Below are 19,159 nucleotides of genomic sequence, written 5' to 3'. Positions count from 1 at the left end.
ATGACCACCACCCTGACTGTTCAGTCCAGCACCGCGGCGTCCGCCGGACCCTCCTCGGAACCTGCATCCGGGGGAGGGGCCCGGCGTGGGGCCATCGAGATCAGTGGCCTCGGCAAGAGCTACGACCACCAGCACTACGCCATGCGCGGGGTGGATCTGACGGTCGAGCCCGGTGAACTGATCGCCATCGTGGGTGCCAGTGGCTGTGGCAAGAGCACAGTCCTGCGGATGGTTGCCGGATTCGAGGACATCACCGAGGGATCCATTCACGTGGACCAGGTTCCCGTCACCGCGCCCAGTCCGGAGCATGCCGTGGTCTTCCAGGACTATGGGCTGTTCCCGTGGCTCACTGTGGCCGAGAACGTGGCCTTCGGCCTCAAGCAGCGGCGCCTGCCCAGAACGGAGATCCGCCAGCGGACGGCGGAATACCTTGACCTGGTGGGCCTGGGCCGGATGGGCTCCTCCTACCCGCATCAGCTCTCCGGAGGCATGCAGCAACGTGTGGCCATCGCCCGCGTCCTGGCGAATCGGCCCCGGGTGCTCCTCATGGATGAACCCTTCGGCGCCCTGGACGCCTTGACTCGCGAGCAACTGCAGAACGAGCTCGTCGGGATCCGCCAGCGCGTGGGCACCACGATCCTGTTCATCACCCACAGCATCCAGGAGGCGGTCTACCTTGCCGACCGGGTGGTCGTCATGGCCGGTGGCCTCGCCCATGGCAGTCCGGGTCACATCCGGGACATCGTCCCGATCCGGCTCGGTCCGGAACGGGACGTCACCGGAGCCGCGTTCAACCAGCTGGAGCGGGACATCTCCGCCTTGGTGCACGAGACGACCGTGGCATGAGCCCGGCCGCACGAACGAGCACGCCACCGGCGGACGGACGGCTGGGATTGGCGTTGTTGCTGGCCCTCACCTTCTCCACGGGCATCGTGGACGCCGTCGGGATCATCGGGCTCGACGGGGTCTTCACGGGCAACATGACCGGCAACGTGGTGTTGATCGGCATGTCCCTGGTGTCACAGACCACCCAGCCCACACTGGGCCTCGGGGTCGCCCTGACAGGATTCGTCCTGGGGGCGGTGGTCGGAGGGCGTGTGCTCCGCCGGGCCGCCACGGGATGGAGCGCGCCGGTCTGCTGGATTCTCGGAACCACAGCGGTCCTCCTGGCGGCCTGTGCCGGGAGCCTGCTGGCGGTTCAGGGGCCGGGGACCGGACTGATCACCGCCATCACCGGTGTCCTGGCGATGGCGATGGGACTCCAGGCCGCCGCGGCCCGGCACGTCGGGGTCAAGGACCTGTCCACGGTGGTGGTGACCTCCACTCTGACGGGGCTCGCCGCCGATTCCCGGCTGGGCCGGCAGGACGGTCAGCTGTGGTTCCGGCGGGTGACCGCCATCGGGATGATCGGACTCGGGGCACTCGTCGGTGCCGGACTGACCCTCCTGCACCTCGCCGCCGGGATCGGCCTGTCCCTCGTGGTGACCATCACCGTGGTCTGGGTCGCCGCCCTCCGCCTGATTCCCCGGCCGGGGGACGGCCCGGCGTCGATGACCGGAGCCGGTGCCGCCACGGCGTCGGCCGAGTTCCCCGAGGGGGAGGCCGCCCAGACTGCGGAAACCCTCGCCCTGCCCGTCCCGGAAGGAATCCGATGACCCTCATGCACACCTCTCCTCGTCCGGACGGGGTGGCGATCCCCGCACGGGCGCTCCAGCCCGGCTCCGGGCCGATCACGGCGCGGGAGTACCTGCCCGCCACGGCCGGCAACGTCCTCTGGGGACGGCTGCCCTGTGAGTTCGACAAGCCGGTGTTGACTGTGGATCCGGGTACGGAGGTGACGGTGGACACGATCAGCCATGAGGGAGTCCTGGAGGATCAGGGCCGTGACCCCGTGCGGTTCTTCGCCGGTCACGGTGTTGACCCCGATCTCGTGCTCACGGACGGCATCGCCCTGGCCGGCACGGACAGATCCCGTGACCCCGGTGCGGACGGGCCCCATGTGGTCACAGGACCGATCTGCGTTCGCGGTGCTGAACCCGGGGACCTGCTGTCCATCACCGTGCTGGAGACCCTGCTTCGGGTTCCCTATGGCGTCATCTCCAGCCGGCATGGACGTGGCGCCCTCGCCGGGGAGTACCCCCTAGGCCAGGATTCCGTCTCTGTCTTCGCCGAAGCTGTGGCCGATGAGACGGGCAGGGCATTCGGCGCCATTCCACTGGGTTCGCACACCGCCCAACAGGCCCGGTTTCCCCTGCACCCATTCCTGGGCACGATGGGTGTGGCGGTGCGGGGAGGCGTCCGTCCCCACTCGGTCCCTCCGGGCCGGCACGGGGGGAACCTGGACATCAACCTGCTCACGGCCGGATCCACACTCCATCTGCCGGTCCAGGTCTCCGGCGCCCTGGCCTACCTGGGCGACCCGCACTTCGCCCAGGGGGACGGCGAGGTCGCACTGACCGCCATGGAGGCATCACTGCGGGTCACGGTCCGTTTCGACGTGGTCGACCAGGGGAAGGCGGTGGAACAGTTCGGAGCGTTGGTGAATCCCCTTGCCGAGACCACTGAATTCCTCGTCCCCACGGGGCTCGATGAGGACCTGGACGCAGCCGTTCGTGACTGCGTCCGCTCGGCCATCACCCTCCTCCAAGCCCGCTACGGCATGGAGCCACATCTCGCCTATGCCTATCTCTCGGCGGCCACAGACTTCAACGTGTCCCAGGTGGTGGACGTGGTCAAGGGCGTCCATGCCCGGATTCGACGCAGTGACTTTCCCCAGAACAGGAGGCCTCGATGACCGGCGACGAACTGGCGGCGGCGCCCATGGCACTGGTGGACCGCTTCTGGCAGTACGAGGAGGCGCTCATGGCCGATGACCTCGAATCCCTGGACGTTCTCTTCGCGGACGACGAGACCACCCTTCGTGCCGACAGTGCGGGGCTGATGGTGGGCGCGGATCGGATCAGGCAGTTCCGCCGCGGGCGAGGGGGAACTGAGTCCCGCCGGATGGTGGGTGTGCAGACGAGGCGGATCTCGGACGACTGTTGGCTGACGGTGGGCGAGAGCATCACCGCATCCGGTGGACGTGGAGTGCAGACCCAGTTGTGGACCCGGGACGCTGAACGCGGCTGGCAGATCACGGCCGCCCATGTCACCGGCCCGGTGGCGGCCATCGACAGGTCGGTGTGGAGGGACCTCGGGACGCCGTTGGCGGCGCCACTCTCCGAGGGCCCCCTGGACGGACGGACCGTGGCCGTCAAGGACCTGTTCGCGGTGGCGGGGTACCGGATCGGTGCCGGGGTGCCGGGGTATCTCGAGACGGCCGGCATCGAGCGCAAGCATGCCGCCGCCGTCGCCTCCCTGCTGGACCATGGCGCGTCTGTGCTCGGTATTGCCCAGACGGACCAGTTCGCCTATTCCATCGCCGGCCGTAACGCCCACTACGGCACCCCACCAAACCCGGCGCGCAGGGGGGCCATCTCCGGAGGATCCTCCAGCGGCCCGGCCACTGCCGTGGCGCTGGGTCAAGCCGACATCGGATTGGCCAGCGATACAGCGGGATCGATCAGGGTTCCGGCCTCCTACCAGGGGCTGTGGGGATTGCGCACCACGCATGGCGCTGTGCCCATGGCAGGCACCTTGCCACTGGCCCCGAGCTTCGACACCGTCGGATGGCTGACGCGAGACGGCGCCACCTTGCGTGATGCCGCTGCCGTCTCCCTGCCCGGCCGGGGGAGACGGTCCCTCGGGGCCGCTGCGGCCGAACTGGTGATCGATCGGGATCTGGTGGAGCAAGCTGAGGACGCCGTGGTCGCGGCCTTCGACCTGGCCGTGTCCCGACTCGACCGCTCCGTGACGGTCATCTCCCTCGAGGGCGGCGCGGCGTCCGAAGCCTTCCCAGGCTCGTACTACGACGCCTTCCGGCTGGTCCAGGCCGCGGAGGCATGGGAGAGCCACGGCCGGTGGATCACCGAACACCCGGGACTGGTCACGGGAGACGTCGCTGACCGATTCGCGGATGCCCAACGGGTCGATGCGGAGCAGCAGGCGGCCGCCCGGCGCATCCTGCACGCGGCACGTGCACGGTGGGAGGAGGTGCTGGGAGGGCGTGTCCTCCTGCTTCCATCGGCTGCGTCAGCGGCACCGCCCGTGGAGGCGCCGGACGCCATGATCCAGAGGGTGCGCACCGCCACCCTGACTATGACCTGCGTGGCCGGCATCCTGGCGCGGCCGGCCCTGTCCGTGCCGGCTCTGGAGACGGACGAGGGGCCAGTCGGGTTGTGTCTGGTCGGCCCGCAGGATACGGATCTGGCGCTGGTGGACCTGGGTGAAGAGATCCACCGGGAATGCGGCGTCGGTCCACCTGCGGCTCGGCCTCTGGAGGGACTGCCGTCACCGGGAGGGCGTCCGTGAGTCCCTCAGGACGCTGACTCGCCGTCGGTGGTCGTGGTGGATCGGGGTGAGGTGAGCACCCCGTCCACAGCCAGGTACAGCGTGGCGGTCTCCTGGGCCAGGCGGGAGGCGTCCGCCGGCAGGGCGCGCTCGATCGAGAGCCCATTCACCACCGTCATGAGGAAGCGGGCGTGGTCCGAGTGGTCGCCGGCCGGGAGGACGCCCTCCTCGGTCAGGACGGAGAGCCAGTACTCGACGCGGCGCTGCGCCTCCCGCCAGAGGGCCTGGTAGGCCGCATCGGATTCGTCGGTCGGCTCCGGAGCGATGAACGTGCGGAAGACGGTGGCCCAGCCATCCCGGGCCTCCTGCCCGACGCCGGCTGGTGCCAGGATGTTCCGCAAGCATCCGACCAGGCGGTCCCGGGCCGGTTGCGAGCGATCCTTGATCTGGTCGTCCGGCGCCACCACCTGGTAGATGGTCTGCATGACCGTGACCTGGAGTTCACGCTGGGTAGGGAAGTGGTAGCGGAGCGAGCCGGTGCTGATGCCGGCCCGCGCGGCCACGGCGCGCACGCTCAGCCGGGCACGCGGGTCCTCGGAGACCATTTCCGCGGCCGCGATGATGATCCTCCCGCGGGTGCCGATGTCTGCTGCGTTCTTCGATGCCATCGGCCTATTCTCGCACTCATCCAACACGCTGTGTTACGGTTTCAGCGCAGGACTAACACGCTGTGCTACAAACGTGGTGCAGGGGACGCGGGATCGTCATCGTCACGACGCCGGCCCGGCACCGGAGGAGGGCAAGGCATGTTCCAGGACTGGCGGAGGGATCGCCTGACCAAGCGCGTGAAACCGGGCGACGGGCGTCCCCTGCAGCGCTTTCGCTGGTGGCAATTACTGAGCCGCGGCCTCATGCACCTGCGGATCACCGGCGAGGACGGCCGGCCGGTGGACTGTGCCGTGAGCGTCGGCTATCTCGGGGATGCGAAGACCGGCGAGGTCATGGCCCGCCTCTACCTCGACGGCCGGCTCCAGGCCCAGTCCAAGACACCCGCCGTGTTCCCCGTGCCCGGTGGAGTCATCGAGGTGGCCACGAGCGCCTTCGGGCTCAAGCGTTGCCACTATGTCACCGAGGACGGAACCGCCCGCCAGTTGGTCCCGGATCCCCGTTCCGCCGAGGGACGCCGCGCGCGCTTCGATAGTTCGCATCCGGAGTGGAGCCGCTGGATCGGCGTGATCTCCCTGATCCTGATCGGCATCGGGGTTGTCCTGGTCCTGCTGGAGCTGGCTGAGCAACTGACCGCCATTCCGCCCGTGGCCGAGAGCATCGGGGCCTTCGTCTCGCCGGTGCATCTGCCGCTGTGGCTCACGATCACCCTCGGGGTCGGAGCCGTGGCGGGCAGTACCGAGCGCGCCCTGCGGTTGAGATATCGATGGTATTTGGACGGTGCGGCAGGCTGAGGCGCACGGGCCCTACCTACCCTTGACCGGCCGCGCGGGCGCTGCGTCAAACCGGCGGCCGCCGTGTCCCTAACCGGCAGCCGGGCCGGCCATCTGAGATCCGATCATCCGGCCGCCGCTGTTGAGCTGCAGGGCGCACTGCACCTGGCGGTCACCCTCGGACCAGGACCCCTCGGACGGGGTGTACATGGTGTAGCCGAGATCGGAGTCCGCAGCCTGCGAGCCGGTGAAGACCGCGAACTGCTCCCGGCACCCGGCATCGGCCAGTTCGTGCACCCGGTCACCGCCCGGCCAGGACGGCTCGTCCAACTGGAACAGCGCGTACATCTCCAGATCGTGGGACACCTCGCACGGCACCACCGCCACCTCATACAGCCCCTCGGCAGCGGGGCGGTCGAAGCACTGGCCGGGGGAGAGCTGGAAGATGCTCGTCGCCGAGGCGCTGATCGCCGGCGTCGGCGTGGAGGTGCCAACCACCTCCTCATTGTCCCCAGGCCCGCCGCATCCGGTGACGGCCAACAGGAGGGTGAGCGCCGCCGTCGTGATCAGGGCCAGCCGGGCGGAGGAAGGGAAGGCGGCGCGCATAGGGCCACTCTAGGAGCAACTTGCCGTCCGCGGTCCCTTGTGCCAGGGCGGTCCGCCGGCGGAATCTTGAACCCACCCGCACTGCGCAGGAGACCAACATGACCGCCACCTACACGTGGGACATCTTCGCCAGCCTGGACGGCTACGGCTCCTACGGCCCGCCCGGGGACTGGGGTGGATACTGGGGGAAGCAGGGCCCCGAGTTGCTGGAGCACCGGCTCGCCTCGTTCGGTCCGGAACAGCGGATGGTCTTCGGCGCCACGACGTTCCGGGAGTTCGTCGGGATGCTTTCGGCCGCCGGCCCGCAGGGCGATGTCCGTGACGCCTGGGTCACGCGCATGGTCAACTGCCCCGCGTACGTCATCTCCTCGACCTTGACCGAGCCGCTGGACTGGCCCCAGGCCACCCTCGTGCCCGAGGACGGGGCGGCGGCGGTCGCCCGGCTCAAGGAGGAGTCCGAGGTGCCGCTGCGTTCGCACGGCAGCTTGTCCCTGAATTGGACGCTGCTGGCCGCCGGTCTGGTGGATCGGCTGCAGGTCACCGTCTACCCCGTGCTGACGGCCGAGTCGGGGACGGCGCCGGTGTTCGCCGGGGCTGGCGATCTCGACCTCGAGCTGCTTGAGGCGCGGACCTTGGACGGCCGCATCCAGGAGCTCGTCTACCGCCCGAGCCTGCATCACCCCGACTGATCCGTCCGGAGGTGCCCCGCCGTCGCCGTGCGGGCAGGGATCACTCGTGATCTCTGCCCGCACAAGACTGATTCGGTGTCAGTGCTTGGCCTGGTAGTCCTTGATCCACTCGGCGGTCGTCTTCGTTCCGCCGAAGGTGTAGAAGTGCAGCTTGACGTCACCCTCGGCCGGGGTCAGGCCAGCGTCGAGGTCCCCGATCATCTTGTCCGGGCCGGCGGTGCCGAGCAGGTTGGTGATGGAGAAGCCGTACTTCTTGGCGATGCCCGCGGAGGTGGCGACGCCGAAGCGGGAGGCGTAGGTCAGCAGGCGCTTGATGCCGGCCGGGCCGGGGACGCCGATGCGGATCGGCAGGTCGATGCCGCGGCGGCGGACCTCCTTGATCCAGGCGAACACCGGGTCCACGTCGAAGCCGAACTGGGTGAGGATGGTGCCGTTGAGGCCCTGCTCCTGCAGGGAGGCGTACTTGCTCTCAAGGGCGTCCCAGAGCTGGGCGTCGGAGATGTCCGGGTGACCCTCCGGGTAACCCGCGATCGAGATGTCCGTGAAGCCGTACTCCTTGAGCAGGCCGGAGGTGATCAGGTCCACCGAGGCGCCGTAGGGGCCCATTGGCTCCGAGGGGTCGCCGCCGACGGCGAAGGCATGGGTGGCGCCGACCTGGTCCCGCAGCGCGGTGAGGAACTCCACCAGCTCGGCCTCGGAGGTCAGGCGGCGGGCCGAGATGTGCGGAACCGGGACGTAGCCCAGCTCCTTGGCGGCGGAGGAGGCCTTGACGCGCATGCCGAGGTCCTCGTTGCCCAGGAACGTCACGTTGATGCGGGTGCCGGCCGGGATCAGCGGGGCGGCCTCGCGCAGCGCATCGATGTCCTTGTCCTTGCCGGTCATCTCCAGGGACGGATCGGTGATGACGGAGGGGCGGCCGGAGGCGGTGGGGGTGGGGTTCGGGGAGCTCATGCGGATCCTTCGGATGTTCGGGGGCCGTGGCCCGTGCGGTCCGGTTGCTCCGGGAGGACGGGCCCGACGTCGGCCGGGCTGGCTTGGTGCCGCGTGACCGGTTCCGCTGTGGTCCCGGTCACGCTGACGCAACCGAGCCTAATATAACTATCTCCATAGGTATAGGGGTGGTGGTTGAGAAGGTTCGGTCAGCGCCGCGCGCGCCGGTTCAAGGCTCGGTGCTGCGTGCGGCGTTGGGGGCCATCCACCGGCGGCGCAATGAGATCAGACGGAACGCGAACACGGCCATCATCACCAGGGCGGCCGTCAGCCAATTGAAGACATCTAGCGTCCACAGCAGCGAACTCAGGCCGGCGCCGAGGAGCGCGGGCACAGCGTAGAGCCCGTGGCGGTTGAAGATCTCGGGAACCTCGTTGGCCACCACGTCCCTCAGTAGGCCGCCGACCACACCGGTGGCCACTCCCAGCAGGATGGCCATGATCGGCTCGATCCCCGCACTCAGGGCCGTGCGGGTGCCGGTGACGCAGAACAGCGCCAGGCCGGCCGCATCGAAGACGAGCAGCGTGCGGCGCAGGCGGCCCTGGGTGATGAGCCGGAAGTACACGAGCGCCGCGGCCACGGCGGGCGGGATCAGGTACAGCGGGTTGGCGAAGGCGTTGGGGACCCCGTCGTCGATGATGAGGTCCCGCACCACGCCGCCGCCGAGCCCGGCCAGGAAGGCCAGGAACACCGAGCCGATGATGTCGAACTGTCGTCGGGCGGCCAGCAGGCAGCCGGAGACGGCGAAGAAGAATACGCCCCACAGGTCCAGGACCAGCAGCAGCGTCTCGAGATAGGCCGGCGCCTCGGGGGCCTCGATCATGTCCGTCCCTCCTTTGACGTCTCTGATGTGCCGCGGGCAGGGTGCTGTCACTCGGACCGTCGGTGACCGTGGAGAGGGGTCCGGCATGTAGGACGCCGGAGACCCCGTGGACCCTCAGGATAGGCGCATCCACGAACCCCGTACTATCGACGGATCCGGCGGAGGGCCACCACGAGCAGGCAGACCGCGGCCGTGGCGGACAGCACCGTGGTGCCGGCCACCAGCAGGAGGACCACGGCCGCGAGTCCGGCCAGCACAGCTTGCGCCGCGCGGACACCCGAGGCCGTAGGCGGCGGCATCCGGCGTTGCTCGCCTGCTGCCAGGGCCCACGCAGCCGCGGTGGTGAGAACGGCGGCGATGCCCAGCCACAGCGGGCGGGTGAGCCACCAGGCGGCGCTGGAAGGTTCGGGCAGCACCACGCCCGTGTCCATGGCCAGCAGTGCCGTGGCGCCGGCCATGGTCAGCAGCACGGGCATGTGCCAGAGGTAGATGGTCATGGTGCGCGGCGTGACGAAGCCCGTGACCGCGGCGATGCGGGGGCGAGTGCTGAGGCGCGTCAGTGTGGGGCGGACGAGTGAGAGCAGGGCGGTCTGCGCCACGCCGACCAGGAGGAGGGCCGGCGTCGGCGGATTCAGGTTCTCGATGAGGTCCGGCGAGAAGATCCCGGTGATGAAGAATCCGGCCAGCAGCGTGACGGCGCCCAAGCCGGTGATGACCACGGTGCGGCGGCCCAGGGCGTCCAGGCGACCGTCGGCCAGGAAGAATCCCAGTTGCTGCAGGGTGAGCCAGACGAAGGCGAGATTGAGGATCCCGATGACCTCCAGGCCGGTGGTTGTGCGCAGCACCTCGACGGCCACTGCGGCTGCGGTGAGCCCGAGGATGCTGCCGAGCGGGGCGCGGTCGTGGGCGGCGACCAGGGCGGGCAACAGCGCTTGGCAGACCAAGAAGACCGCAAGGAACCAGAGCGGTTGGCCATACCGGAATCCCGCTGTCAGCACCAGGTCGGCGGGGACGCCCCCGGCTGCGAGCATCGCCAGGCCCACCCCGGCCGCGCCGATCGAGAACACTGCCGGCAGGAGGAGCCGGTGCACGCGCCCCGCGAGGAAGTCCACGGGCGTGCCGCCCCGGTGCCGGAGGCGGCGGTAGGCGATCGAACCGGCGAATCCACCGACCACGAAGAACAGGGGCATGACTTGTACCACCCAGGTCAGGGGTGTGAACCACGCCGCCCCCTCAGCAGTGTTGACGAACTCAGGGCCGGCCCCGCCCACCGTGACACCAGCCATCAGCGCATGCAACAGCACCACCACAACCACGCAGAACGCCCGCACCAGGTCGATTCCGGTATCGCGACCGGCCGGCAGGGGTGCCTCGGCGGTGTGCCCGAGCCGCCGGGGCAGCCGTGACGGGTCGTTGATCAGGGTGAGGTCGTTGATGAGGTTCACCCTGTGAAGGTATGGACGCGGCTTCACCGGCCACATCACCCACAGGTATCGACTGGCCCCCTACCGGAGAGGGGCCTGAGACCGGACCGCTGGCACCCAAGGACCTGGTTCGCCCGGAGATGGCCGGGTCCGTGCCGGCGTCCGGTCAGATCCCGCGGGCCAACTCCTCGGCCAGGCCGATGTAGGAGTCGGGGGCGAGCGCGATGAGGCGAGCCTCGGCGTCGGGCTCCAGGCCCAGGCCTTGCACGAACTCGCGCATGCGCTCCCCGTCCACGCGGTGACCGCGGGTGAGCTCCTTGAGCCGCTCGTAGGGGTTGTCCATGCCGGCCACCCCCGCGATTGCCTGGGCGCGCATCACCGTCTGCACGGCCTCGCCGAGGACCTCCCAGTTGTGGTCCAGGTCCTCGGCGAGCACGGCGTCGGCGACCTTGAGCTGCGCCATGCCCTTGGTGACGTTGGACAGGGCGAGCACCGAGTGGCCCAGGGCATTGCCGATGTTGCGCTGGGACGTGGAGTCGGTCAGGTCGCGCTGCCAGCGGGACTCCACGAGGGTGGAACCGAGGGAGTCCAGCAGGGCGTTGGACAACTCGAGGTTGGACTCGGCGTTCTCGAAGCGGATCGGGTTGACCTTGTGCGGCATGGTCGAGGATCCCGTGGCCCCGGCCACCGGGATCTGCGCGAAGTAGCCGATGGAGATGTAGCTCCACACGTCCACGCAGAACCCGTGCAGGATCCGGTTGAATCGCGCGATGTCCGCGTACAGCTCGGCCTGCCAGTCGTGCGACTCGATCTGCGTGGTCAGCGGGTTCCAGGTCAGGCCGAGGTGCTCGACGAAGGTGCGGGCCACCTCCGGCCAGTTGGCGTCCGGGACGGCGGACAGGTGCGCGGCGTACGTGCCGGTGGCGCCGTTGATCTTGCCCAGGTACTCCTGCTGTTCGATGCGCTTCAGCTGGCGGTCCAGGCGGTGCACGAACACCGCCATCTCCTTGCCCAGGGTGGTGGGCGTGGCCGGCTGCCCGTGGGTGCGGGAGAGCATCGGCGCGGCGGCGGCGGTCTCGGCCATCTCGCGGAGGGTTCCGACGGCGGCCCGTGCAGCCGGCAGCCACACCTCGCCGATCGCGTCCCGCACGCCCACGGCGTAGGACAGGTTGTTGATGTCCTCGGAGGTGCAGGCGAAGTGCACCAGCGGGGTGAGGTGTTCCAGCTGCAGCTCCGGCAGCCGGCGGCCGATGTAGTACTCCACCGCCTTGACGTCGTGGACCGTCTCCTTCTCGATGGCCGCCAGCTCGGCCACACCGTCCTGGTCGAAGTCGGTGACGATCCGGCGGAGGCCCGCCTCCTGTGCCTCGGACAGCGGCGTGAGCCCGGGCAACACCTGGTGGCGAGCGAGGTGGATGAACCACTCCACCTCCACGTGCAGGCGGTTGCGGTTCAGGGCCGCCTCGGAGAGGTGCTCGGTCAGCGGGGCGACGGCCGAGCGGTACCGGCCGTCCAGCGGGCCCAGCGGGATGCCGGCGTCGGCCAGGGACTGGCGGGCCGGCGTCGTGCCCTCGGTGTTGGGGGAGGCGGCGGGCGAGGCGGGCTGGTGCGGGGCGGAGGACTCAGGCATGGCTGTCATTCTTCCATCCCTGGCATGTGCGCCGGGTTCTGTACACGGAGGAGACATCAGGTGCCGGATTCCGCCCCGGTGCCGGCCGACTGCACCGGGGTGAAATCCGGCAATTGATGCGGGTTCCCTGCGGTTACCTCTTGCGGTACAGCGCCTTGCGCTGGAACCGGGGCTCCGAGGTGACCAGCATGCCGAGGTTGCGGAAGATGTCCTCGTCCACGGTGCCCAGGATGGTGGTGGTGTGGACGTCGCAACCGGTCAGGTTGCGCAGCTGGGCCAGCGCCGCCCGCGCGTTCGGATCCGAGGCGGCAGAGACGGAGAGGGCGATCAGCACCTCATCCGTGTGCAGTCGCGGGTTCCTCGAGCCCAGGTGGTCGGTCTTGAGGGTCTGGATCGGCTCGATCGCGGCGGGTGAGAGCAGGTGGACGCTGTCCTCGACCCCGGCGAGGTGCTTCAGCGCGTTCAGCAGCATGGCCGCCGAACAGCCCAACAGGTCAGAGGTCTTGCCGGTGACGATGGTCCCGTCAGCTAGCTCGATGGCGGAGCCGGGAGCGTCGGTGGCATCCTCGATCGCCAGGGCGGGTGCGACGACGGCGCGGTCCTCGGTGCCGCAGCCCGCCCGGGACATCACCATGGCCACGCGCTCGGAGATGTCCGCCTCGCGGTCATTGCGGCGTTCATCCACCAGGGCCTTGTAGTAGCGGCGCACGATCTCCTGGCGGGAGGCCTCGCGGCACACCTCGTCGTCCACGATGCAGCTGCCGGCCAGGTTCACGCCCATGTCCGTGGGGGAGGCGTACGGGGAGGAGCCGGTGAGCTTCTCCAACAGGGCCTTCAGGAGCGGGAAGACCTCCACGTCCCGGTTGTAGCTGGTGACCTGCTCGCCATAGGCGGACAGGTGGAACGGATCGATCAGGTTGATGTCATCCAGGTCCGCGGTGGCGGCCTCGTAGGCGAGGTTCACCGGATGGTCCAGGGGCAGGTTCCAGATCGGGAACGTCTCGAACTTGGCATAACCGGACGAGATGCCCCGGGCATGATCGTGATACACCTGCGAGAGGCACGTGGCGAGCTTGCCGGAGCCCGGCCCGGGAGCGGTGACCACCACGACATCCCGGGTGGTCTCGGAGTAGTCGTTCCTTCCGAAGCCCTCCTCGGAGACGATCCGCCTGGTGTCCTGCGGGTAGCCCGGGATCACGCGATGCCGGGCGACCGTCAGCCCCAGCCGCTCGAGGCGCTCACTGAAGGCCTGCGCCACCTGGTTCGAGTCCTCCAATTGGGTCAGCACCACGTGCTGCACCAGGAAGCCGCGCTCGCGGAACACGTCGATCAGCCGGAGGACATCCTCCTCATAGGGGATCCCCAGGTCGGCCCGGACCTTCTGGCGTTCCAGATCCTTGGCGTTGAGGCAGACGAGGATCTCGAGCTCGTCCTTGATCCGCTCGAGCATGGCGATCTTGTTGTCAGGTGTGAAGCCCGGCATGACGCGGGAGGCGTGGTGGTCGTCGAAGAGCTTCCCGCCCATCTCCAGGTACAGCTTGCCGCCGATCTGCTGGCGGCGCTCCCCGATGTGGCTTGACTGCAGGTCCAGGTAGCGGTCCCGGTCGAAACCCGTCCGGTGGCCCGGCAGGCCATTCGGCGCTGCTGACGAGGCAGCCCCGGTCATGTCCTCAGAGTCGCCGGGCGCGGAGGCCGATAGCGTGCTCGGAGCGGGGGATTCAGGGGATTCGGGGGCTGATGGAGCGGAGGGGGAAATCGACGAGGCCACGACGTCAAGCTAGCACCCGGGCCAGAGCTCCGCTGGGCTACGCGCCCTGCGGTCGGTCGATCGCCAGCACCTCGCCCAGGGTGCCCCACTCATTCCGGCCCAGGCGGGTCAACGGGTCCAGCTTCTGGGCGAGCGGCAGGGTGCGGCCGCGTGCATCCGTGTCGAGCGTGTCCGTGTCCACCGCCACGTGCACCACGCGGCCGAGCACCATGAAGTTCCCGCCCACCGGGATGATGCTCTCCAGCACGCACTCCATGACCGCGGGCGAACCGGCCACCCGCGGGGGCACGACGACGGCCGAGGGCTCGGCCTCGATCCCGGCGGCCTCGAACTCGCTCACCTCCGGGGCATAGCGCGCCGAGGTCTGGTTGGCCGCCTCGAACTGCGGCCGGGAGACGAGCGAGACCGTGAACTCGCCGGTGGCCTCGGCATTGTTGAGGGAGTCCTTGCGTGAGGTCGAGGAGAACATCACGATCGGCGGCTCCTCGGAGACCATCGTGAAGAACGAGTGCGGGGCCAGGTTGGCGGTTCCGTGCGCGTCCACCGTCCCCACCCAGGCGATGGGCCGCGGGATGAGGATCGACTTCACCAGCAGGGTCGTCTCGCGGTCGCCGAGGGTGGCTGGATCGAACTCGGTGCGCTGGGTGCTCATGGGGACAGTCTGGCAGGAGCGGCGGAATGGATGCCGTGCCCGACGACGGCCGGTCACCTCCCGCGGTCGTGTCCGGCGCCGCGGTGGGGTCCTCCACAGCGGGTCGATTGCTCTGGGCTTGTCCCCAATAGCCCCTGACAACCACGTGGAGCCCGACGGGACTGCCTAGCGTCGAGGGCAGTAGGGAAGACGGGGCTGTGCCGGCGGAAACCGGGGCAGTGCAGGGCGGGAGGACGGGCATGACAGTACCCCACGGTGGAACGCCGGTGGTCCAAGGGCTGGCGGGTGGGACCCTGCCACTTCCGGTCATCGATCCGGACGTGTTGTGTCCGGCGGTCGGAACGGCCCTGGACCTCGTCTTCGGTGACGAGCAGCAGCTCCGTCTCCTGGAGGCGGCGGTGGCCCAGCTGTACCAGGTGGTCGAGGAGTTGCGGCTGGTCGGGACGGGCACCCGAGGGGTGGCCGAGTCGGTCCACAGCCTCTCGGCCCTGGACTGGCGCTCGCCGGCCGGGGCGGCGTTCCTGGACCGGAGCGACCGTCTGCGTGGGCGGGCGGCGGACCTGGCCGAACTGGCGGAGGAATCCGCGGTGGTGGCCCGCGTTGCGATCGACGAGCTGCACGTGCGGATCGGCCAGTTGCGGGCCAGCATCAACACCGTCAAGGCCACGGTGGGCAGCGCCGCGACCCTGGGGATGTGCTGAGGTGGCCGGACCGGTGGCCGCGGCTGCGCCCGGCACCCTGACCGCAACCGTGCCCGCCGGCGTCGGCCGCCCCGGACTGCTGGACGGCTTTCCGGGCCGGATGGAGGGCGGACGTGGCGAGGCGCCGGTGTCGTACTCCGTCCACGGTGGGCCGACCAGCATCCACGCCAACTTAGACGATCTGGAACGGGGCAGCCTCCTGCTGGCCGCGGCCACGGACGAGGCGGCGGCCCTGTCGGTGCGGGCTGCCGGGGCGGGCTCCCTCCTGGCCTTGGCAGCGGCGCAGACCGGAGCGGGCCGGGCCTTGGCGGCACGCACCGCAACACTGTCTTCCGGGCTGTTGTCCATCAGTGCCGAGGCCGATGTGCTGTACCTCGGTGTGCGGTCCTCGGCCGAGGCCTACCGGAACGCGGAGGCCGCCGCCCAGCGCGCCGTCATCGAGTTGGCCGGCCATGCCGCCTTCGTCTCCGCTGGGGTGCTCGCCCTCTCCAACGAGCCGATCCCGCAGCCGATCACGGAACTGGCCATCCAGGCGGCTCCCGAGGTCATCGCGGGACTGCTCGGAACACTGTCCCTGGGACTCGGCGTGGGTTTCCGCGTGGCGTCGGATGTTGCCGGGAGGGCGGCCCGGGATGAGGGTGCCACAGGCGCACTGTCCGGGCCAGAGCAGCTGTACCCCCTGGCCACGTCGCTGGGGAGGGCCACCGGTCTGGTGCAGATCGGGCCGGTGCGCGTCAAGGACAGGCTGCCACCGGCCGAGCAGTGGGAGGAGACCTGGACGGCGGAGGGCGAGGGGCCCATCTCCAACGTGATGTCCCACCTGAATCTGGCCCGCCAGGCCGCTCCTGGGTCCATCCAGATCACAAAGTTCACCCCGGAGGGTCCGGGCGCCTCCGAGGCGGTGTGGCTCGTCTCCCTCCCGGGAACCCAGACCGGGGACTTCCACGACGCGAACGGCTGGTCCACCAACCCGTGGGACATGGGCGGGAACGCCGAGGCGTTGGCCCTGGACTCCCAGCACGTCTCCGCCGCCGTGGACGAGGCCCTTCGGGCGGCGGGGGCGGGACGGGACGATGCACTCGTGTTGACCGGATACAGCCAGGGCGGCCTCCACGCGGCCCGGATCGCCGCGGACGCCCGGATCGCGGAGAACTATGACGTGCAGGGCCTGTTCACGATTGGCTCACCGACCGGCGAGATCAGCGTCCCGGCCAGCGTGGAGGCGGCACACCTGGAGCATGATGAGGATCTTCCCGCGGCTGCGGACGGACGGGCCAATCCGCAAGCTGCGAACCGTGCCACCATCACCGTGAGCGGCTACGACGAGTCCCTGTATCCCGAGGGGAAGGACATGATGTCCGGCCATGCCTTCGAGAACTACGCATTCCACGCGGCCTTGCTGGACCGAAACCCGGACGTGGCGCGGCAGGCTCCGGCACTCGAGCACATCGCCGCTCTGGCAGCAGGCGGCGGGGTGACGCGGAGCGTGCAGCTGGAGCGGACCCGCCCCGGCAACCCCCGCAGCCCGCTCGATAAACGGCCGGACCGGCGGCCTACGGGAATCCGGCCCGGGCTGCTGCATAGTGTGCGGAACCGTTGATCTCCCACGGCACCGGTACCACGCGTCTCAGTCCCGAGAGGAGGAGCGGTTGAGCCCGAAGACCCCGTTGGCCAGCATGGAGACCACTGAGACGATGATGGCCGCGAAGACCGCCGTCCACCAGAAGGCGTCCACCGTGACCTGCATCGGCAGGTAGGAGGTCAGCCACACCGTCAGCATGAGCATGCCGGCATTGATGATCACCGTGAACAGGCCCAGCGTCAGGCAGGTCAGCGGGAGGGCGAGCAGGGAGATGATCGGCTTGACCACCGCGTTGACGGCGCCGAACACCAGCCCGATGACGAGGTAGGCGATCACCGTGTTCAGGGTGGTGTCGCCCGTGTCGCCGACGGTGTCGGAGGGGATGACCTCCATGCCGGGCAGGATCAGGGTGGCCACCCAGAGGGCCAGGCCGTTGACAATGACGCGGAGGAGGAACTTCACCATGGGGCCATCGTCCCACGTCTGATGCTTGACGTCGGAGAAATAGGGCAGGCCGCCGGCCCGGGATGGGCGAAGACCCCTTGGCAGGAGGCCCCCAGCTGTTCTACTGTTGTGGTGTTAGTAAACAGTAGGAGCGCACATGCGGGTCGTGGTGTCCACCAGTTCGAGCACACCCATCTACGAACAGATCAAGGGCCAAGTCCGGTCGTCGATCCTCTCCGGAGAGGTCCAGGCCGGACAGGCCCTGCCCTCGCTGCGACAGCTCGCGGCCGATCTACGGGTGAGCATCATCACCGTCACCCGCGCCTACAACGACCTCGCCGCTGAAGGGCTCGTGAAGAGTGAGCATGGGCGCGGGTTCGTTGTACTCGAGGTCGAGCCGGGGATCGCGAGGGCGGCTCTGCAGGAGCGCGTCGATGACGTGCTCCGGGAGTTGCGCATCGCCGCCCGCCACGCCCGACTGAGCAAGACCGATATCCACCACCGCCTCGACGAGACCTGGAGGAACGATGACTGACCACCTGGCACGGATCGACAACCTGCGCGTACGACGACCGGCGTTCGAAATCCACGGCATCTCGTTCACCGTCCCCCGCGGCAGCGTGGTCGGTCTCGTCGGCCCCAACGGCGCCGGGAAGACCACCACCATCCGGTCCCTGCTCGGCCTCGTCCTCCCCGACTCCGGCACGGTAGAGATCGTCGGACGCCCTGCCGGTTCACCCGAGGCCCTCTCCCGGACGGGCATCGTGCTCGACCATCCGACAGCTGCGCCGGAGTGGCGGGTGAACTCCCTCGGCCGGCGCCTCGCGCCCTTCTACCCAGGATGGGATCAACACCGATTCGATGAGCTGCTCGACCGGCTCTCCGTGCCACCGGGGCAGCGTGTGGGCGAGCTCTCGCGCGGGCAAGGGGTCAAGCTCTCCCTCGCCACGGCGCTGGCGCCGGCCCCCGAGCTGCTGATCCTCGACGAGCCGTCCAGCGGTCTCGACCCGGCATCGCGCCGCGAGATCGGCGCCATCATCCGCGAGTTCATGCTGGATCCGCAGCGCGCCGTGCTGTTCTCGACCCACATCACCACCGACCTGACCGACCTCGCCGATGAACTCGTCGTCCTCGTCGGCGGGCGGATCGCCCACCGTGGCGCGTTGCCGGAGGCAGTCGAGGAGTTTGCGATGGTCCGCGGCTCGGGGGCGGCACCGACAGGCCCTGTTCTCGGCCTGCAGCGCTCGGGCGAGCAGTGGTTCGCCCTGATCCGCATGGCAGACTCCGCCGCATTCGGGCCCGAGGCGGTGATCGATGCCGCGAGTATCGACGACATCATCATCCACCTGGCCGCCGACCATGAGGAGGTCCCGGCATGATCGCCACGTTCACGCGCTTCGACCTGATGACCTGGTTTCCCCGCAAGCAGACGCTCCTGACGCTGCTCTTCGTCCTGGTGGTGGGCATGATCCTTCCCGTCCCCGGGATGGCCGTCGTCGCAGCCTCCGCCGTCAGCTCGCTGATGGTCTCGACACCGTTCCTCGGCGACGAGCGCGGGCGCCTCGACATCCTCTACGGCGTGCTGCCGCTCGCGCGGCGCTCGGTCGTCATCGGGCGCGCCCTCTCGCTCGTCGTCTACTACCTGGTGGCGGCCGCGCTGGCGACTGCCGTCACCGTCGCCATGGCGATGGCCCGCGGAGATCAGTTCGCTCCTGAGATACTCCTGATCGCCCATGCAGCCGCCTTCGCCTTCGTCGGCCTGTCCATCGCACTGCAGTTGCCCGTCTTCTTCCGCATCGGCTACTCGCGCGGTCGGCTGATGAGCTACGGGCCCGTGCTCGTCGTCGCCGGCCTCGCGTGGGTGGCCCAGGCGACGGGCCTGCTCGATCCGGTGGTCGATGCAACGGCCGGCATACCGCTCGGATTCGTGGTCGGCGGCGGCTTCCTGCTCGGAGCCATCGGCATCACGGTCGGGACGGTCATGTCGGTGCGGCTGTACCGCAGCCGGCAACTCTGATGCAC

The 19,159-nt window shown here is 69.3% G+C and carries 20 protein-coding genes; 11 read left to right on the top strand and 9 right to left on the bottom strand.

From position 1 onward, the window contains the following. Genes BOSE125_RS12540 through BOSE125_RS12525 form a run of 4 tightly spaced genes read left to right on the top strand, consistent with a single transcriptional unit; the run spans window position 1 to window position 4,410 of the window. Window positions 1-846: an ABC transporter ATP-binding protein gene (locus tag BOSE125_RS12540; protein WP_159553013.1), complete on the top strand. Its 846-nt coding sequence runs from the start codon at window positions 1-3 to the stop codon at window positions 844-846. Beyond that, on the top strand, window positions 843-1,655 hold the full coding sequence (locus BOSE125_RS12535) for a YoaK family protein (RefSeq protein WP_159553011.1): 813 nt from the start codon (window positions 843-845) through the stop codon (window positions 1,653-1,655). The genes BOSE125_RS12540 and BOSE125_RS12535 overlap by 4 nt, the downstream gene beginning before the upstream one ends. Then, window positions 1,652-2,794 carry an acetamidase/formamidase family protein gene (locus BOSE125_RS12530; protein WP_236557978.1) on the top strand — a complete coding sequence of 381 codons (1,143 nt, stop codon included), beginning with the start codon at window positions 1,652-1,654 and terminating at the stop codon, window positions 2,792-2,794. Before BOSE125_RS12535 ends, BOSE125_RS12530 begins: the two co-directional genes overlap by 4 nt. Beyond that, on the top strand, window positions 2,791-4,410 hold the full coding sequence (locus BOSE125_RS12525; protein WP_159553009.1) for an AtzH-like domain-containing protein: 1,620 nt from the start codon (window positions 2,791-2,793) through the stop codon (window positions 4,408-4,410). Before BOSE125_RS12530 ends, BOSE125_RS12525 begins: the two co-directional genes overlap by 4 nt. A gap of 5 nt (window positions 4,411-4,415) precedes the next feature. On the opposite strand, the gene BOSE125_RS12520 is transcribed toward BOSE125_RS12525, so the two are convergent. Next, a complete protein-coding gene (locus tag BOSE125_RS12520; protein WP_159553007.1) occupies window positions 4,416-5,057 on the bottom strand; it encodes a TetR/AcrR family transcriptional regulator in 642 nt (213 codons plus the stop codon). 138 nt (window positions 5,058-5,195) lie between these two features. Here BOSE125_RS12520 and BOSE125_RS12515 point away from each other — a divergent pair, with 138 nt between their 5' ends. Beyond that, on the top strand, window positions 5,196-5,849 hold the full coding sequence (locus BOSE125_RS12515; RefSeq protein WP_159553005.1) for a hypothetical protein: 654 nt from the start codon (window positions 5,196-5,198) through the stop codon (window positions 5,847-5,849). A gap of 69 nt (window positions 5,850-5,918) precedes the next feature. On the opposite strand, the gene BOSE125_RS12510 is transcribed toward BOSE125_RS12515, so the two are convergent. Next, entirely contained in the window at window positions 5,919-6,434 is a 516-nt protein-coding gene (locus BOSE125_RS12510) for a septum formation family protein (RefSeq protein WP_159553003.1), read from the bottom strand. A gap of 98 nt (window positions 6,435-6,532) precedes the next feature. On the opposite strand from BOSE125_RS12510, the gene BOSE125_RS12505 reads away from it, so the two are divergent. Then, complete coding sequence (locus BOSE125_RS12505) at window positions 6,533-7,123, top strand: dihydrofolate reductase family protein (protein ID WP_159553001.1); 591 nt, start codon at window positions 6,533-6,535, stop codon at window positions 7,121-7,123. 78 nt (window positions 7,124-7,201) lie between these two features. On the opposite strand, the gene BOSE125_RS12500 is transcribed toward BOSE125_RS12505, so the two are convergent. The 6 genes from BOSE125_RS12500 to BOSE125_RS12475 all read right to left on the bottom strand — a co-directional run bounded on the left by BOSE125_RS12500 (window position 7,202) and on the right by BOSE125_RS12475 (window position 14,410). Beyond that, window positions 7,202-8,074, bottom strand: a complete 873-nt coding sequence (locus BOSE125_RS12500) for a methylenetetrahydrofolate reductase (RefSeq protein WP_159552999.1) — start codon at window positions 8,072-8,074, stop codon at window positions 7,202-7,204. A gap of 208 nt (window positions 8,075-8,282) precedes the next feature. Further along, on the bottom strand, window positions 8,283-8,936 hold the full coding sequence (locus BOSE125_RS12495) for a trimeric intracellular cation channel family protein (protein ID WP_159552997.1): 654 nt from the start codon (window positions 8,934-8,936) through the stop codon (window positions 8,283-8,285). 143 nt (window positions 8,937-9,079) lie between these two features. After that, entirely contained in the window at window positions 9,080-10,381 is a 1,302-nt protein-coding gene (locus tag BOSE125_RS12490) for an acyltransferase (protein ID WP_236557975.1), read from the bottom strand. A gap of 145 nt (window positions 10,382-10,526) precedes the next feature. Continuing rightward, on the bottom strand, window positions 10,527-11,990 hold the full coding sequence (purB, locus tag BOSE125_RS12485) for an adenylosuccinate lyase (RefSeq protein ID WP_159552995.1): 1,464 nt from the start codon (window positions 11,988-11,990) through the stop codon (window positions 10,527-10,529). Window positions 11,991-12,123: 133 nt separating this feature from the next. Further along, window positions 12,124-13,656, bottom strand: coding sequence for a DUF1846 domain-containing protein (locus BOSE125_RS12480; protein ID WP_159552993.1), 1,533 nt, complete (start codon window positions 13,654-13,656; stop codon window positions 12,124-12,126). A gap of 139 nt (window positions 13,657-13,795) precedes the next feature. Continuing rightward, the gene (locus tag BOSE125_RS12475; protein ID WP_159552992.1) at window positions 13,796-14,410 is read right to left on the bottom strand and encodes a flavin reductase family protein; all 615 of its coding nucleotides are present in this window, start codon (window positions 14,408-14,410) and stop codon (window positions 13,796-13,798) included. 239 nt (window positions 14,411-14,649) lie between these two features. Here BOSE125_RS12475 and BOSE125_RS12470 point away from each other — a divergent pair, with 239 nt between their 5' ends. Together BOSE125_RS12470 and BOSE125_RS12465 are read left to right on the top strand one after the other, a co-directional pair. Further along, window positions 14,650-15,111 carry a hypothetical protein gene (locus BOSE125_RS12470; RefSeq protein WP_159552990.1) on the top strand — a complete coding sequence of 154 codons (462 nt, stop codon included), beginning with the start codon at window positions 14,650-14,652 and terminating at the stop codon, window positions 15,109-15,111. Window position 15,112: 1 nt separating this feature from the next. Beyond that, window positions 15,113-16,711, top strand: a complete 1,599-nt coding sequence (locus BOSE125_RS12465; RefSeq protein WP_159552988.1) for a hypothetical protein — start codon at window positions 15,113-15,115, stop codon at window positions 16,709-16,711. A 27-nt stretch (window positions 16,712-16,738) separates the two neighbouring features. On the opposite strand, the gene BOSE125_RS12460 is transcribed toward BOSE125_RS12465, so the two are convergent. Then, on the bottom strand, window positions 16,739-17,158 hold the full coding sequence (locus tag BOSE125_RS12460; protein ID WP_159552986.1) for a phage holin family protein: 420 nt from the start codon (window positions 17,156-17,158) through the stop codon (window positions 16,739-16,741). A 136-nt stretch (window positions 17,159-17,294) separates the two neighbouring features. On the opposite strand from BOSE125_RS12460, the gene BOSE125_RS12455 reads away from it, so the two are divergent. The 3 genes from BOSE125_RS12455 to BOSE125_RS12445 are packed head-to-tail and all read left to right on the top strand — an operon-like array spanning window position 17,295 to window position 19,154. Beyond that, on the top strand, window positions 17,295-17,672 hold the full coding sequence (locus BOSE125_RS12455) for a GntR family transcriptional regulator (protein WP_159552984.1): 378 nt from the start codon (window positions 17,295-17,297) through the stop codon (window positions 17,670-17,672). Next, window positions 17,665-18,516, top strand: a complete 852-nt coding sequence (locus BOSE125_RS12450; protein ID WP_159552982.1) for an ABC transporter ATP-binding protein — start codon at window positions 17,665-17,667, stop codon at window positions 18,514-18,516. Before BOSE125_RS12455 ends, BOSE125_RS12450 begins: the two co-directional genes overlap by 8 nt. After that, window positions 18,513-19,154, top strand: a complete 642-nt coding sequence (locus BOSE125_RS12445) for an ABC-2 transporter permease (protein WP_159552980.1) — start codon at window positions 18,513-18,515, stop codon at window positions 19,152-19,154. The genes BOSE125_RS12450 and BOSE125_RS12445 overlap by 4 nt, the downstream gene beginning before the upstream one ends. The last annotated feature ends 5 nt before the right edge of the window (window positions 19,155-19,159 follow it).

This window comes from Citricoccus sp. K5 (genome assembly GCF_902506195.1).
Lineage (GTDB): Bacteria > Actinomycetota > Actinomycetes > Actinomycetales > Micrococcaceae > Citricoccus.
Note: the sequence above shows the minus strand (reverse complement) of the source record. Positions and strands in the feature narration are given on the sequence as shown.

Excerpts from the sequence above, each read along its gene's own strand:
- BOSE125_RS12505 (WP_159553001.1), top strand. The coding sequence starts at position 6,533 with ATGACCGCCACCTACACGTGGGACATCTTCGCCAGCCTGGACGGCTAC.
- BOSE125_RS12515 (WP_159553005.1), top strand. The coding sequence starts at position 5,196 with ATGTTCCAGGACTGGCGGAGGGATCGCCTGACCAAGCGCGTGAAACCG.
- BOSE125_RS12460 (WP_159552986.1), bottom strand. The coding sequence starts at position 17,158 with ATGGTGAAGTTCCTCCTCCGCGTCATTGTCAACGGCCTGGCCCTCTGG.
- BOSE125_RS12495 (WP_159552997.1), bottom strand. The coding sequence starts at position 8,936 with ATGATCGAGGCCCCCGAGGCGCCGGCCTATCTCGAGACGCTGCTGCTG.
- BOSE125_RS12535 (WP_159553011.1), top strand. The coding sequence starts at position 843 with ATGAGCCCGGCCGCACGAACGAGCACGCCACCGGCGGACGGACGGCTG.
- BOSE125_RS12445 (WP_159552980.1), top strand. The coding sequence starts at position 18,513 with ATGATCGCCACGTTCACGCGCTTCGACCTGATGACCTGGTTTCCCCGC.
- BOSE125_RS12530 (WP_236557978.1), top strand. The coding sequence starts at position 1,652 with ATGACCCTCATGCACACCTCTCCTCGTCCGGACGGGGTGGCGATCCCC.
- BOSE125_RS12455 (WP_159552984.1), top strand. The coding sequence starts at position 17,295 with ATGCGGGTCGTGGTGTCCACCAGTTCGAGCACACCCATCTACGAACAG.
- BOSE125_RS12525 (WP_159553009.1), top strand. The coding sequence starts at position 2,791 with ATGACCGGCGACGAACTGGCGGCGGCGCCCATGGCACTGGTGGACCGC.
- BOSE125_RS12510 (WP_159553003.1), bottom strand. The coding sequence starts at position 6,434 with ATGCGCGCCGCCTTCCCTTCCTCCGCCCGGCTGGCCCTGATCACGACG.
- BOSE125_RS12480 (WP_159552993.1), bottom strand. The coding sequence starts at position 13,656 with ATGACCGGGGCTGCCTCGTCAGCAGCGCCGAATGGCCTGCCGGGCCAC.
- BOSE125_RS12500 (WP_159552999.1), bottom strand. The coding sequence starts at position 8,074 with ATGAGCTCCCCGAACCCCACCCCCACCGCCTCCGGCCGCCCCTCCGTC.
- BOSE125_RS12470 (WP_159552990.1), top strand. The coding sequence starts at position 14,650 with ATGACAGTACCCCACGGTGGAACGCCGGTGGTCCAAGGGCTGGCGGGT.
- purB (WP_159552995.1), bottom strand. The coding sequence starts at position 11,990 with ATGCCTGAGTCCTCCGCCCCGCACCAGCCCGCCTCGCCCGCCGCCTCC.
- BOSE125_RS12475 (WP_159552992.1), bottom strand. The coding sequence starts at position 14,410 with ATGAGCACCCAGCGCACCGAGTTCGATCCAGCCACCCTCGGCGACCGC.
- BOSE125_RS12450 (WP_159552982.1), top strand. The coding sequence starts at position 17,665 with ATGACTGACCACCTGGCACGGATCGACAACCTGCGCGTACGACGACCG.
- BOSE125_RS12540 (WP_159553013.1), top strand. The coding sequence starts at position 1 with ATGACCACCACCCTGACTGTTCAGTCCAGCACCGCGGCGTCCGCCGGA.
- BOSE125_RS12520 (WP_159553007.1), bottom strand. The coding sequence starts at position 5,057 with ATGGCATCGAAGAACGCAGCAGACATCGGCACCCGCGGGAGGATCATC.